We start from the raw sequence: 14,733 nt of genomic DNA, 5'->3' as shown, positions 1-14,733 counted from the left end.
TAATTTTACTACTAACTGTTATATATCATAAATAACTTTACCATGAATAAAAAATTACTATTTGTTGGCTTACTTGTGTTAGCTGTAGGTGGTGTTGTCTTTAATTCAATAGGCACTAAAGAGACAGCTGCCGATAAATTGAGAAGTCAACATGCAGAATTTTTGAAAAATCACCCTTTTCAGAAAACAGGAAAACTTCCTAAAAAAGAAAGAAAAGCACAAGGATTGCCACCTAATGCTTATTTCGAACAAAAATATTTAAGTGAGATTAATCCTAATACAGGAAAAACTCACAAAGAAAATGTTTTTAAACTCCAAGAGAAATTAAGAAAACGTAGAGCTGAGCAAAAAGTTCCAGGAGATATTGATAATCCATGGATTGAGAGAGGTCCTGATAATGTAGGGGGAAGAACTAGAGCTGTATTATTTGATCCAAATGATACTACTGATGAAACTGTTTTTGCAGGAGGGGTTAGTGGAGGTTTATGGAAAAACACTAAAATATCTGATGCAAGTTCAAAATGGGTTCGTATAGGTATTCCTGAAAACTTAGCGGTTTCTTGTATTGTTGTTGACCCAAATAATTCAAATATATTTTATGTTGGTACTGGAGAATCTTATACAAATGGTGATGTAAACGGTAATGGTTTATGGAAATCTACTGATCGAGGTGTTTCATGGACTAATATCTTTGGAGGGGTAACAGGAGCTACATTTTTAGATGCTAATTCTAAATTAAAAGTTAACTCTCCATCTGCGATAGTAGGTGATTATACGATTCTTTTAACAAGTGCTTTTGGTGTTCCTGTGGCAACAGCTATAACGAAAGAATTAATCTTAATAGATGATGGTGCAGTACCTAATGAAGATGGTTGTACTTCTGTTGTAAATACAGCTGCACTTAATGGAAACATAGCGGTCGTAAGAAGGGGTTCATGTAATTTTTCACTAAAAGCTAAAAATGCACAAGAAGCTGGTGCCGTTGCTATCATTATCGTTAATAATGATGATACACCAATATTCAATATGGCTGCAGGTGATGATGGCCCTGATGTTACAATACCTTCTTTGATGATTAGTAAAGCTGATGGAGATCCAATTATTAATGCATTAGCTTTGGGTTCAGTAAACGTTACTTTATCAGCAACAGATGATAACGCGACAAATGCTAGTTTAGTTCCAGGTATTCAGCATATTAATGATATTGTTGTTAGAGATAATGCTGGAACATCAGAAATCTATATAGCAGCAGGAGAATCATCATATACAGGAGGAGCCTCGCTTGGGGGTGATAGTTTTGGTGTTTATAAATCGGTTGATGGAACTAATTTTTCTAAATTAAATATTCCTAAAACAGCTGGAGGTAAAGAGCATGAGCCAAATAATTTGGAGATAGCTTCTGATAATTCTATTTATTTAAGTACAACAAAAAGTAGAGCATACGGTGACGGGGGTGGAGTTATATTTAAATCTACTGACGGAAACACTTTTACGGTTGTACATACAGTAACAGATGGTAAAAGAACAGAAATAGCCGTTTCTCCGACAGACCCTAACACTGTTTATGTACTTGTTGAAATGAGTACAGATGCTGCGCCCGTAAAAATATTTAAAACTACAGATAATTTTGTAAATGTTTCGGAGGTTTCATTACCAAATGATGCAGATACAGATATTAGTACTAATGACTTTACAAGAGGACAAGCATTTTATGATTTATTATTAAAAGTAGATCCTAATGATGAAAATACTCTATATGTGGGGGGTATTGATTTATTTAAATCAACAGATGGTGCTACAACTTGGAACCAGATTTCACATTGGTATGGAGGCTTTGGATTTCAGGAGGTACATGCAGATCAACATGGTTTAGCTTTTGCATCATCAAGTAAAATGGTTTTCAGTAATGATGGAGGGGTATATCTTTCAAATGATTCAGGAACCACTATTGATGCTAGAAATAATAATTATAATACACTACAGTTTTACACAGTAGGTGTTGCACCGACGACCGCCTTTGATGGGAAAGATTATTTCTTAGCAGGAGCTCAAGACAATGGAACACAGTTAGTTGAGGATGGTGCTGCTGGGGTGAATAGCTCAACAGAACCTACAGGTGGAGATGGAGCAGCAAGTTTTTTTGACGTAGATGGTTCAGATAAATACTTTATTACTAATTATGTTTATAATGACGCTATATATTTATATGATTATGCAACAGGAACGGATAAGAATATAAATTCTGAATCAGGTGCTGCAGGATCTAATGGAAGTTTTATTAATCAAGAAGATTTAGATTCTAATTTAAATATTTTGTACTCTAATTATTCTAAAGGAACCAACTATATTGTTAAAAGGTATTCTAATTTATTAAATACAATATTAAAATCTAATTTAACTAATGACTTAATGGATGCAGCACCATCTGTATTAAAAGTTTCTCCATATACTAAAACTTCTAGTAAATTATACATAGGACTTAACAGTGGTAAAATATTAAAAGTAGAAAATGCGAACACAGATTCTAGTACTTGGTCTGATATAACTGGCTCAGAATTTGTTGGTTCTATATCAGATATAGAGTTTGGGTCTAATGAAACAGAAATCTTTGTTACAATGCATAATTATGGTGTTGTTAATATATGGTATTCTAATGATGCAGGAGCTACATGGGTAAACAAAGAAGGTGATTTTCCTGATATCCCGGTTAAAACAATTTTAAAAAACCCATTACTTATTAATGAGGTAATAATTGGGACTAATTTAGGAGTATGGAAAACGACGAACTTTAATGCAGCTTCACCAAATTGGATACAAGCATATAACGGAATGAGTTATGTACCTGTATTAGATTTAGATTTACGCGATGACAATACTGTTTTTGCTGCTACTTATGGTAGAGGTGTTTTCTCAGGGGAATTCAAGTTAGATCCGAATGGAGATGAAGATGATGATGGCGTTTTAAATGGAGAAGATAACTGCCCTACGACCGCTAATCCAGACCAAGTAGATTCTGATGAAAATGGTGTTGGTGATGTATGTCAAGATTCTGATTCTGATGGTGTAGTAGATATTAATGACAATTGCCCTACTGTAGCTAATTCAGATCAAGCAGATTCTGATGAAAATGGGATTGGAGATGTATGTCAAGATTCAGATACTGATAATATTTTAGATATTAATGATAACTGTCCTACTGTTGCAAACCCTGATCAAACAGATACTAACGGAAATGGAGTAGGAGATGTTTGTGATACAAGTTATGCTACCCAAAATAACATTTCAATTGAAACTATATCAGAAACATGTGTAGGTGAAAGTGATGGTAAAATTACCATTAATGTTCAACAAACATTTGTAAACTATACGTTAACTTTAAAAGGAGAAGGTAAAGATGAAACAGTAGCATTAACATCTGCATCGTTAACTTTCGAAAACTTAGCTACTGGTAGTTATGAAGTTTGTGTAGAGGTTGATGGTAAAGATTACAAACAATGTTTTGAAATAAATATAAAAGCAGCTGAAGCTTTTTCATTAAGAGTGGCTAAAAATAACCAATCTAGAGATTATACCGTAAATGTAAGTTCAGGAACGGCACCTTATAAAGTGTTTTTAAATGGTGACTTAATTAATACATTCGAGCAATCAACTTTTAACGTTAAGGTTGAAGGAAAAGGTGTTTTAGAGGTAACTTCAGCAAAAGCATGTGAAGGGAAATTTGAAACAGTTATTGATAATGTTTTCTTAAGAAACAATCCAGTAACAGAATCTATAGAATTATTATTACCAGTAGATACCTCAAATAATGTTAAAGTTATTGTATTTGATGTAAGAGGTAAAGTAGTTTTAGATAAAACCATAGAAAGACAAGGAAATGAATTATCAATTCCATTCAATAGTTATAAAGCAGGAATTTATATACTGAAACTAGGAAACGATAAGACTAATACTTTTAAAATATTAAAAAAATGAGAAAAGCAATAAAAACAATCACATTATTTTCAATTCCACTATTTGTTGCTTGTGGAGGTGGAAGTAGTAAAGGAGGAGGAGAACCAGAGGTGGTTAACGAAGCTCCAAGTAAAGTTAGTTTAGCATACCCAACACAAGATTTATTGTGTATAGATAATACAATTGCTTTTGATTGGAGTGATGCTACAGATGCTAATAATGATGCTATTAGTTATAAAGTGGAGTTTTCTAATAGTAGAGATATGACTACTGTTATTAAAACTGAAACAGCTAATTCTTCTACTAAATCTATAAATTTAGACAAGGGAGTTGCTTATTATTGGAGAGTAACCGCTACTGATAGTAAAGGCTTATCAGGAGAAACATCTTCTGTGTTTGCATTTTATACGAAAGGAACAGGAGAAGCAAATAATGCTCCTTTTACAGCAGAATTAGTTAGTCCAGCAGCTGAAGCAGCATTAGAGGCATCAATTGTGTCTGTTGATTTACAATGGGTAGGTGCTGATTCTAATACAGATGATACATTATCATATGAGGTTTTCTTTGGTGAAGATGCAGATTTAACAGATGTAGCAAGTTCTCAAGATGAAGAATTATATAATGTAACTGTTGCAACAGGTAAAACATATTATTGGAAAGTTAATACGATTGATAACTCAGGAGCAAAGTCTATAGGACAAGTTTGGAGTTTTAGTGTTAATTAGAATAATAAAATACCTTGTAAATAATAAAAAACGACGCTATTTAGCGTCGTTTTTGTTTTTATAATATATAAGATTATCTATTTCTTTTTTCTGCAATTTGCTCTAATTCATCATACCAGTTTTGTCCAAACTTTCTAACCAGTGCTTGTTTTACAAATTTATAAACAGGCACTTGCAATTCTTTACCTAAAGAACAAGCATCGTCACAAATTTCCCATTTGTCGTAGTTAACAGCAGAAAACTCACTGTAATCCTTCACTCTAACAGGGTAAAGATGACAAGAAACAGGTTTTTTCCAATCTACAACACCTTGATTATAAGCTTCTTCAATAGCACATAATGCCGTGTTTTTATCATCAAAAATAACATAAGCACAATCAGCATTATTAATTAAAGGCGTTTCTAGTTCACCAAAGTCACTGGTAATCCACACACCTTGTTTCTCAATAGCCTCAATACCTTCTTTACGAAGAAAGGGTTTAATTTTAGGATATATATCTTCTAAAATCTTTGTTTCCTCTTTTTCTAAAGGGGCGCCAGCATCACCGTCAATACAACAAGCTCCTTTACAAGCAGATAAATTACAAACAAAATCTTTATCGATAAGATCTTCTGAAACGATAGTTTTTCCTAATTGAAACATAAAATATATTTAAAAGTGCAAGTTAACAATAACTTCACATAAAATTTAAGTGCAAAAATACTAGATTGTAACATTACTTATATAATTTTGCAGCTGAAAAATAACATATTATGGATTTTAATATAAAAGAAATTTTTACAGCATTTATGGTGTTGTTTGCAGTAATTGATATTATAGGTAACATACCTATTATTATCGACTTACGTAAAAAGGTTGGGCATATACAGTCTGAAAAAGCATCGGTTATCGCAGGTTTTATAATGATTCTGTTTTTATTTGTTGGTAAAGAATTATTAGGTGTTATTGGTGTAGATGTACATTCTTTCGCTGTTGCAGGTGCATTTATTTTATTTTTTATAGCTTTAGAAATGATTTTAGGAATCACTTTGTATAAAGATGATGAAGATGAAACATTAACAGCAACTGTTTTCCCGTTAGCATTTCCTTTAATTGCAGGTCCGGGTAGTTTAACAACTCTTTTATCTTTAAGGGCCGAATTTCATATATCAAATATAATTATAGCCGTTTTATTAAACGTAATAGTTATTTACATTGTACTAAAAACATCTTCTAGAATAGAAAAAATTATAGGTAATAACGGAATTAAAATTATTAGAAAGATTTTTGGAGTTATCTTATTAGCGATCGCAGTAAGACTATTTGCTGAAAACATTAAAGTATTATTAGCATAAATGATTTTTGATTGTTTAATTATAGGAGGTGGAGTTTCTGGTATGCAATGTGCACTAGTTATAGGTTCTGCTTATAAAAAAGAGTACGCTAAAAATAAAAAAGTTGGTATTTTAATGCATCAAAGAACATCTCATTTACAAAATGCTTTGTTTAATAATGTTTTGGGATTGCCTACAGGTACTTTAGGTAGCGATATTTTAGAGCAAGGAACAGAACAGTTATCAAATCAATACCCGCATGTTTCTCAAATTGAAAATGAAAAAGTGGTAGCAGTTCTAGACAATGAAGATGGTTATAAAGTAATAACCAATAAAAATGAATATTACAGTAAAAAGGTAGTTGTAGCCTTAAACTATTCTAAACCATTTGAAATAGCTGGTTTAGAGCAGTATATTGAGCCTCATATGAGAGCTAATGTGATGAAAGACAGAGTACAATTACGTAATTTTAACTACTTAATTAAAAAAGGTTTGTATGTTTGCGGTACTTTATCAGGTATACGCAGTCAGTTTGCTATAGCAGCAGGTAGCGGAGCGAGTGTAGCTACAGATATATTAACTGTATGGAATGATAACATTCCTGCCAAAGTACATGATAAAATAAAAAAACAATAATTTAAAGAGTAAAATGATGAAAAAAGTATTATTTCTTGGTTTTTTAACCTTGTTACTTATCAATTGTGGAGGAAATGAATCAGATGTTGTAAAACCAGACCCTACTCCAGACCCAGTAGATGAAGAAATTGTAATAATAGCTAATGATGATGTTTTTGAAGCTAACGAGGGTACTTTTTTAGAGTTACCAAGTTTTTTAACAAACGATGAATATCCTTCTACAGGAATTACTATTACCTTTGATGATGCTACAGCTAATGGCGGTACTATCGAAGTAGAACGTATTACCTACACTTATACACCATCAAATAATTTTTCTGGTGAAGACAGCTTCAATTATACTATTTGTAGTAAAGTATCTCCTGAAATTTGCTCTACAGCTACAGTTACAATTAACGTTAAAGATAATGGTAGCCCAGAAGCTGTTAACGATAGTTATAACGTAGGTATTAACTCTACAATTAATATTAGTAGTCACCTAGATAATGATACTATTGTAGATGATGCTAAGGTTGATTCGTTAGATGATTCAAGTACAAATGGTACTGTTACTTTAAATAGTGATGGAACAATAACTTATACTCCTGAGACTGGTTTTTCAGGGCAAGATACTTTTACTTATACATTATGTGACAACGATGCAACAGCAACTTGTGCAACAGCAACAATAACAATAAACGTTGTAGAAGTAATATCATTTAATATACCTGCAGAGTTAGCAGCGTATTATAACGGAGTATCTTTTATAAATGATAAAAATACCAACTACAATACTTTAAAAGATTTAGTTACAAGCTCTCACACTAATATATTAACTTACGGTCAAAGACATAGTTATTTATATGATGCAGATGAAGATTTAAGTAATGTAGCTAATGTTATTTTAATGTATACAAGCGAAAGTAGAGATGAAAGAGAGTATACTTCTGGCTCTAATACATATACTACACAAACATTTAATACAGAACACGTATATCCACAATCTAAGTTAACTGCAGAAGATGCTGTAGCAGATTTACACCACTTACGTTCATGTGATGATGCTGTTAATACTCAAAGGTCTAATTTTCCTTTTATAGATGGAACAGGAACATATAAAAAGGAAGGTAGTACTTGGTTTCCTGGAGATGAATGGAAAGGGGATATCGCTAGAATGGTATTTTATTTAAATGTAAGATATGGTGAAACTTTTGACAAGGTTGGTTCTATGGAGTTATTCTTAAAATGGAATAAAGAGGATCCAGTTTCTGATTTCGAAAGACAAAGAAATAATGTAATTTCTGATGCCCAAGGAAACAGAAATCCTTTTATTGACAATCCTTATTTAGTTACTATAACTTGGGGAGGTGAAGAAGCGAACAACTCTTGGGAATAAGTATATAATATTACAACTATTGGTTAGCTTTTAAGTTAACCAATAGTTCTTTTTTATAAGTTCTGCCAATAGGCAGAATTTTGTTTTTAATACATAAGTTAGTTCCTGTAAACTTCTCTACTTTTTTTAAATTCACAACATACGACTTGTGAATTTGTACAAACAAACGCTCATCTAAAGTATCTTTCCAATTTTTTAATGAATCTATAATTGTTAGTTTTTTATCAATAGTAAAAAAAGTAACATAATTTCTGTCAGATTCTAAATACAGTATCTCTTCTAAATATACTTTATGGATGGTTTTATCTATATTTAAGTAAATTACTTCCTTATCTTTAATTTTTATATTCTTTACTTGATTTTCTGCTTTTGTTACTGCTTTTAAAAAGCGATCAAAAGAAAAAGGTTTTACTAAATAATCTACAATTGTATCCAATTCGAAACTAGAAACTGCATAATCAGGATAGGCAGTTGTAATAATTATTTTCGGCGGATTTTTAATTGTTTTTATAAAATCTAAGCCAGATATATCAGGTAAATTAATATCTAAAAAAATAGTATCAACTGTATTGCTTTTTAAAAACTCATTCGCACTAATTGCTGTTTGAAAAGCAGCTATTAATTCTAAATCCGGAATTTTACGTATATAACTCTTCACAATATTTTGTGCCGGAAGCTCGTCTTCTATAATAATACAATTCATACCTAATTAATTTAAGTTTACAGTTAACAGCACTTTAAAAGTACTAGTATTATTAATACTTAATTCATACTTGTTTTTGTATAATAAATCTAAACGTTTTATAAGATTATCTAGGCCGATTGCAGCCTTGCTTTGTATAGGTTTTTCATTGTAATGATTTTCGGAACTACAGGTTAATTTATTTTGTTCTGCCTTAATATTTATATCAATAACACTATTAAAAACACTGTGTTTAAAAGCATTTTCTATAATCGTTATTAACAATAACGGTGCTATTTCATAACAATGATTATCTGTTGAGGTTTGGTAATTAATTTGTTTGATTCCCTCGGTTCTAATTTTATGAAATGCGATGTAATTATCTATAAACTGAATTTCTTTATCAAGATTTACTTTTTTGGCATTGCTCTCGTATAGCACATGTTTTAAATTGTCTGATAATCTTAAAATCAAATCGGGTGCTTTGTCTGGTTTTTCAATCGCATACGAATAAATTGTATTTAAGTTGTTAAATAATACATGTGGATTTATCTGTGATTTTAAGAATTTTAATTCCATTTCAGTTCTTTCTTGCTCTATTTTCAACACTTTTTCTGATTGATCTATATATTGAAATAACATCCATATAAAAGAGAAAAATAAAAGCGGAGTTAAAGTTTGCCATAAATAATCACTTAAACATTTTGTAATTGAACATCCGCAGCGCGCAAATACATAACAATACAATTGTGTTGTTAAAAACGATATGAGTATAAAAATGAGGCTATAGAATAGGTACCATTTCTTTTTTACAAAAAATGGTAGCAATATTTGATTGTTTACATAAACGATAACAACGAGGATGAAAAAATACTGTAAAAACGGATTTTCAGCCCAATAATAAGGTGTAAAAACAAATAGTGATACAAATGTAAATAACACCCAAAAAAGTGCGTGTATTAAGAGCTCTGCACTGTGCTTTCTGTTTAGTTTAATCATAGTGTTTGTAAGTAACTAAAATTAAGCCATTCGGCAAAATAATAGGTACCAAAGGTTGTTTACAAAGTATATACTGCCGCTTTTTAATGCGCTATTGCAGTTGATACCTTTTTTTTTGATGTGTATACTTCTGATTTTTTTTTAATGTAAGAAATATCGACTTTCGAGTAAAACATAAATAAATGAAAAAATCAACCATAATGCTTTGCTTGCTAATTAACAGTATTGCTTTCGGACAACAGATAAATAAAACAACGAAAGACAGTAAAGGCAGACTAATGTTATTAGGTAAAACTGATAAAAATGCTTTTAAAATTGATGATTTTTCTTGGTTTCAAGAAAATTACAATCAATATTTAACGAATGATAAAGTAATTAGTCGATTAAAAAACCCTCTTGCAAATTATAAAATTAAAGCTTTTTACGGTAGCTGGTGTGGCGATAGTAAAAGAGAAATTCCGAAATTTTATAAAGTGATAAATGAAGCTGGTTTTGATACCAAAAAATTATCGATGATTGCTGTTGATAAAAAACCAGAAGCTTATAAAACATCACCAAACCGAGAAGAAAAAGGATTAAATATTCACCGAGTACCTACTTTTATTTTTTATAAAAATGATAAAGAAATTGGTAGAATCGTTGAATCACCAAAGCAAGATTTCGAACGAGATATACTTATTATTATTAACGGAAAAAATTACACGCCTAATTATGTTGTTGTTGAGCGTTTAAATGCTTTGATGAAGGCAAAAACCATAAAAGAACTACAAAAGGATGAAAATAACTTATTGATTTCATTTTCTGAATTTACCAAAGGAAGTAGAGAGTTAAACACATATGGGTATAAATTACTTAGATCTAAAAACACGGAAAAAGCATTGTTTGTTTTTCAACTAAACACGAAAATTTACCCATACAAGCACAGTGTTTTTGATAGTTTGGGAGAAGCTTATTATAGCATTAAAAATTATGGGCAAGCACTAAAAAATTATAACAAGGTTTTAGAATTAAATCCGAATAACGCCAATGCATTATCAATGATTGAGAAAATTAAAAAAGTAATCTAATTTTCTCTTTTAGAAGATTCAGAAATAATAATATATCACTAAAAACTAAAATACATGAAATCAACTTTAACATTAATCGCCGTTTGTTTGGTAACAATGGCAGCCAACGCGCAAGAATTTAAATTTGTAAATTCAACTATCGATTATGGTAAAATAATACAAGGATCAGAAAAGACACGTGTTTTTGAATTTACTAATATTGGCAACGCTCCTTTAATTATAAAACAAGTTGTATCCACTTGTGGATGTGCAGTACCAAAGAAGCCAGAAAAGCCAATTATGCCAGGTAAAAAAGGGAGTATAGAGGTTACTTATGACACTAATAGAATAGGTGGTTTTTCTAAAATGTTTACCATCATATCAAATGCAAAAACAAAACGAACACGAGTAAAAATTAAAGGATTCGTTACAGGTAAAAATGTAATTGCTTCTAAATAAAAAAATCCCGAGTGAAAACTCGGGATTTTAATTTTATATATAAAAAAGGTTTTATCCTTTTAAGCTAGCTTTCATAAACTCAGTATTCATACGAGCAATGTTTTCTAATGAAATTCCTTTCGGGCATTCAACTTCACAAGCTCCTGTATTTGTACAGTTACCAAAACCTTCAGCATCCATTTGTGCTACCATGTTTAAAACACGATCTGTAGCTTCTACTTGTCCTTGAGGTAATAAGGCATATTGCGATACTTTAGCTCCAACAAATAACATTGCAGAAGAATTTTTACAAGTTGCAACACATGCACCACAACCAATACAAGTTGCTGCATCCATCGCTTTGTCTGCTGCCTCTTTAGAAATAGGAATCGAGTTTGCATCTTGTGTATTACCAGAAGTGTTTACCGAAATATATCCTCCTGCGTGCTGAATTCTATCGAAAGAAGATCGGTCTACCACTAAATCTTTGATCACAGGAAAAGCAGCAGCTCTCCATGGTTCAATAGTAATCGTATCACCGTCTTTAAACATTCTCATATGTAACTGACAAGTTGTTACACCCCTATCAGGACCATGAGCTTCTCCATTAATATACATAGAACACATACCGCAAATTCCTTCACGACAATCATGATCAAAAGCAACAGGTTCTTCACCTTTATTAATTATCTGCTCATTAAGAACATCCATCATTTCTAAAAAAGACATGTGCTCTGAAATATCAGTCACTTTGTAATCGACCATCTTTCCCTTGTCGTTTGCATCTATTTGACGCCAAATTTTAAGTGTTAAGTTCATACTATCTTTTTTATTTATAACTTCTTTCTTTAACTTCTATATTCTCGTAAGCCAAGGCTTCTTTGTGTAAAACGGCATCTTTTGGCTCTCCTTTATATTCCCATGCTGAAACAAACTGAAATTCTTTATTTCTTTTTGCTTCTCCATCTGGAGTTTGGTGCTCTTCTCTAAAGTGTCCTCCTGCAGATTCTTCTCTAATTAAAGCATCTTTAGCAAATAGCTCACCCAATTCAAGAAAATCTGCTACTCTACCTGCTTTAGCCAATTGCTCATTATATTCTGTTGTTGTTCCAGGAACGTTTACATTTTTCCAGAAATCTTTTCTGAGGGCTGAAATCTCTTCGATAGCTACTTTTAACCCTGCAGCATTTCTAGACATTCCACATTTATCCCACATAATTTTACCTAATTTCTTGTGGTAATAATCAACAGAGTGTGTTCCTTTATTATTTATGAAAAATTCAATTCTTTCGGTTACTTCTTTTTCGGCTATTTCAAATTCTGAGCTATCAGTTGAAATTTTCCCAGTCCTAATATCATCAGCTAAATAATCACCAATAGTATAAGGCAATACGAAATAACCATCAGCTAATCCTTGCATTAAAGCAGAGGCACCTAACCTATTTGCTCCATGATCAGAGAAATTTGCTTCTCCAATTGCGTAACAACCAGGAATAGTAGTCATTAAATTGTAATCAACCCAAACACCTCCCATGGTATAGTGAACAGCAGGATAAATCATCATTGGAGTTTTATAAGGATCTTGATCTACAATCTTATTGTACATCTGAAATAAATTACCATATTTAGCTTCAACAATTGCTTTACCTAATTCATATACTTTTGCATCTGAAGGGTTTGCAATATTCTGAATTTTTGCTTTCTCTTTTCCGTAACGCTGAATTGCCGATGCAAAATCTAAATAAACAGCTTCACCAGTTGCATTTACTCCGTAACCAGCATCGCAACGTTCTTTTGCTGCTCTTGAGGCAACATCACGAGGTACTAAGTTACCAAATGCAGGATAACGTCTTTCTAAATAATAATCTCTTTGATCTTCTGTTAAGTCTGTTGGTTTTTTGCGACCTTCTCTAATAGCCAATACATCTTCCATGTTTTTAGGAACCCAAATACGACCATCATTACGTAATGATTCAGACATTAACGTCAGTTTCGATTGGTAATCTCCCGAACGTGGAATACATGTTGGGTGAATTTGTGTATAACAAGGATTTGCGAAATACGCTCCTTTTTTATGTACTTTCCAACCTGCAGTTACGTTAGATCCCATGGCGTTTGTTGATAAGAAATATACATTTCCGTATCCACCAGATGCAATAACAACAGCATGTGCCGAGTGACGTTCTATTTCACCAGTAACTAAGTTACGAGCGATGATCCCACGTGCTTTTCCATCAACTAAAACAACATCTAACATTTCATGACGATTGAACATTTCAATCTTACCACGAGCAATTTGACGGTTCATTGCAGAATAAGCACCTAATAATAATTGTTGACCCGTTTGTCCTTTCGCATAAAAAGTACGAGAAACTAACACTCCACCAAACGAACGGTTATCTAACAATCCACCATAATCACGAGCAAAAGGAACTCCTTGTGCTACACATTGATCAATAATATTTGCTGAAACTTCTGCTAAGCGGTAAACATTTGCTTCACGAGAACGATAATCCCCTCCTTTTACAGTATCGTAAAATAATCGATAAGTAGAATCTCCATCACCTTGGTAATTTTTTGCTGCATTAATTCCACCTTGTGCTGCAATTGAATGCGCTCTACGAGGAGAATCTTGATAAGCAAATGCTTTTACGTTGTAGCCTAATTCAGCTAAAGTTGCTGAAGCAGAACCACCTGCTAATCCTGTACCAACTACAATAACATCAATGTTACGTTTGTTAGCCGGATTTACTAAATCGATATGATTTTTATAATCTGTCCATTTATCTTTTAATGGACCTTTTGGTATTTTTGAATCTAAAGCCATACTTGTTTCGTATTAATGATTGAAATGGTGAAATAATGCAATAATGATAAATCCAACAGGTAAACCAATTGCATAAATCTTACAGAATGTTTTCAATCCTTTAGTGTATTTGTTGTTTGCTCCAACCGATTGGAAAGCCGAAGTAAAACCATGTAATAAGTGCATTGCTAAAAATACAAACGCTAATACGTAAGCTCCTACTCTAATAGGGTCTACAAATTTGTGCTGTAATTCCTCAAAGTATCTAAGTCCGCTATCAGCAACATCAGGGTTGATAAGACCAGACATGTCTCCTTTAATAAATTTTGTATTCAATTCTGGAAACCAGAAATCGATAAAATGTAATACTACAAATGCTAAAATTGCAATACCAGACCAAATCATGTTTCTACTCATCCAAGTAGAATTTGCGCCTCCGTTATTTTTAGCATAACTTATTTTACGTGCACTGTTGTTCTTTAATTCTAAGACGAACCCCATTACAAAGTGAAAAACTACACCAAAAATTAAGACAGGTTGCATTACATATTGAATTAACGGGTTGGTTCCCATAAAATGAGATAACTTGTTAAAAGTTGCTCCGTTGTCCGGAAAAATTGAAGTGATGTTTATTGCAAAATGTTGTAATAAAAAGAACATCAAGAAGAACGCCGAAAGTGCCATGGCAAATTTTCTTCCAATAGAAGATTTTAATAATCCCATTATTTTATTTATTTATTAAAAAATATATATAACACAAA

General features: G+C 32.0%; 13 protein-coding genes. 7 read left to right on the top strand and 6 right to left on the bottom strand.

Annotated elements, in window-relative coordinates; all coding sequences use genetic code 11:
• Positions 1 to 42 precede the first annotated feature (42 nt).
• Complete coding sequence (locus AC28QF_RS10390) at positions 43 to 3,972, top strand: thrombospondin type 3 repeat-containing protein (RefSeq protein WP_488201776.1); 3,930 nt, start codon at positions 43 to 45, stop codon at positions 3,970 to 3,972.
• A complete protein-coding gene (locus AC28QF_RS10385) occupies positions 3,969 to 4,676 on the top strand; it encodes a hypothetical protein (RefSeq protein WP_488201777.1) in 708 nt (235 codons plus the stop codon). Before AC28QF_RS10390 ends, AC28QF_RS10385 begins: the two co-directional genes overlap by 4 nt.
• Positions 4,677 to 4,749: 73 nt before the next feature.
• Here AC28QF_RS10385 and AC28QF_RS10380 read toward each other — a convergent pair whose 3' ends face one another.
• A complete protein-coding gene (locus AC28QF_RS10380) occupies positions 4,750 to 5,319 on the bottom strand; it encodes a DUF3109 family protein (protein ID WP_488201778.1) in 570 nt (189 codons plus the stop codon).
• 110 nt (positions 5,320 to 5,429) lie between these two features.
• Between AC28QF_RS10380 and AC28QF_RS10375 the strand changes: the two genes are divergently transcribed.
• The 3 genes from AC28QF_RS10375 to AC28QF_RS10365 are packed head-to-tail and all read left to right on the top strand — an operon-like array spanning position 5,430 to position 8,001.
• The gene (locus AC28QF_RS10375) at positions 5,430 to 6,011 is read left to right on the top strand and encodes a MarC family protein (protein WP_488201779.1); all 582 of its coding nucleotides are present in this window, start codon (positions 5,430 to 5,432) and stop codon (positions 6,009 to 6,011) included.
• Positions 6,012 to 6,626, top strand: coding sequence for an NAD(P)/FAD-dependent oxidoreductase (locus AC28QF_RS10370; protein ID WP_488201780.1), 615 nt, complete (start codon positions 6,012 to 6,014; stop codon positions 6,624 to 6,626).
• A 16-nt stretch (positions 6,627 to 6,642) separates the two neighbouring features.
• The gene (locus AC28QF_RS10365) at positions 6,643 to 8,001 is read left to right on the top strand and encodes an endonuclease (protein ID WP_488201781.1); all 1,359 of its coding nucleotides are present in this window, start codon (positions 6,643 to 6,645) and stop codon (positions 7,999 to 8,001) included.
• 16 nt (positions 8,002 to 8,017) lie between these two features.
• Here AC28QF_RS10365 and AC28QF_RS10360 read toward each other — a convergent pair whose 3' ends face one another.
• Positions 8,018 to 8,704 carry a LytR/AlgR family response regulator transcription factor gene (locus tag AC28QF_RS10360; protein ID WP_488201782.1) on the bottom strand — a complete coding sequence of 229 codons (687 nt, stop codon included), beginning with the start codon at positions 8,702 to 8,704 and terminating at the stop codon, positions 8,018 to 8,020.
• A 6-nt stretch (positions 8,705 to 8,710) separates the two neighbouring features.
• Positions 8,711 to 9,325 carry a sensor histidine kinase gene (locus AC28QF_RS10355; RefSeq protein WP_488201783.1) on the bottom strand — a complete coding sequence of 205 codons (615 nt, stop codon included), beginning with the start codon at positions 9,323 to 9,325 and terminating at the stop codon, positions 8,711 to 8,713.
• A gap of 539 nt (positions 9,326 to 9,864) precedes the next feature.
• Here AC28QF_RS10355 and AC28QF_RS10350 point away from each other — a divergent pair.
• Together AC28QF_RS10350 and AC28QF_RS10345 are read left to right on the top strand one after the other, a co-directional pair.
• Positions 9,865 to 10,749 (top strand): tetratricopeptide repeat protein, encoded by an 885-nt coding sequence (locus AC28QF_RS10350; RefSeq protein WP_488201784.1) that lies wholly within the window; start codon positions 9,865 to 9,867, stop codon positions 10,747 to 10,749.
• 54 nt (positions 10,750 to 10,803) lie between these two features.
• The gene (locus AC28QF_RS10345) at positions 10,804 to 11,187 is read left to right on the top strand and encodes a DUF1573 domain-containing protein (RefSeq protein ID WP_488201785.1); all 384 of its coding nucleotides are present in this window, start codon (positions 10,804 to 10,806) and stop codon (positions 11,185 to 11,187) included.
• Between the two features lie 51 nt (positions 11,188 to 11,238).
• On the opposite strand, the gene AC28QF_RS10340 is transcribed toward AC28QF_RS10345, so the two are convergent.
• From AC28QF_RS10340 to AC28QF_RS10330, 3 genes are read right to left on the bottom strand one after another with little or no spacing between them, the layout of a single operon-like run.
• Positions 11,239 to 11,985, bottom strand: a complete 747-nt coding sequence (locus tag AC28QF_RS10340) for a succinate dehydrogenase/fumarate reductase iron-sulfur subunit (RefSeq protein ID WP_488201786.1) — start codon at positions 11,983 to 11,985, stop codon at positions 11,239 to 11,241.
• Between the two features lie 10 nt (positions 11,986 to 11,995).
• Positions 11,996 to 13,993: a fumarate reductase/succinate dehydrogenase flavoprotein subunit gene (locus tag AC28QF_RS10335; protein WP_488201787.1), complete on the bottom strand. Its 1,998-nt coding sequence runs from the start codon at positions 13,991 to 13,993 to the stop codon at positions 11,996 to 11,998.
• A gap of 12 nt (positions 13,994 to 14,005) precedes the next feature.
• A complete protein-coding gene (locus tag AC28QF_RS10330) occupies positions 14,006 to 14,698 on the bottom strand; it encodes a succinate dehydrogenase cytochrome b subunit (RefSeq protein ID WP_488201858.1) in 693 nt (230 codons plus the stop codon).
• Between the last annotated feature and the right edge of the window lie 35 nt (positions 14,699 to 14,733).

The organism is Tenacibaculum sp. M1.3A, from assembly GCF_057732375.1.
The sequence above is the reverse complement of the archived record's forward strand: the minus strand, read 5'-3'. Positions and strand labels throughout refer to the sequence as shown.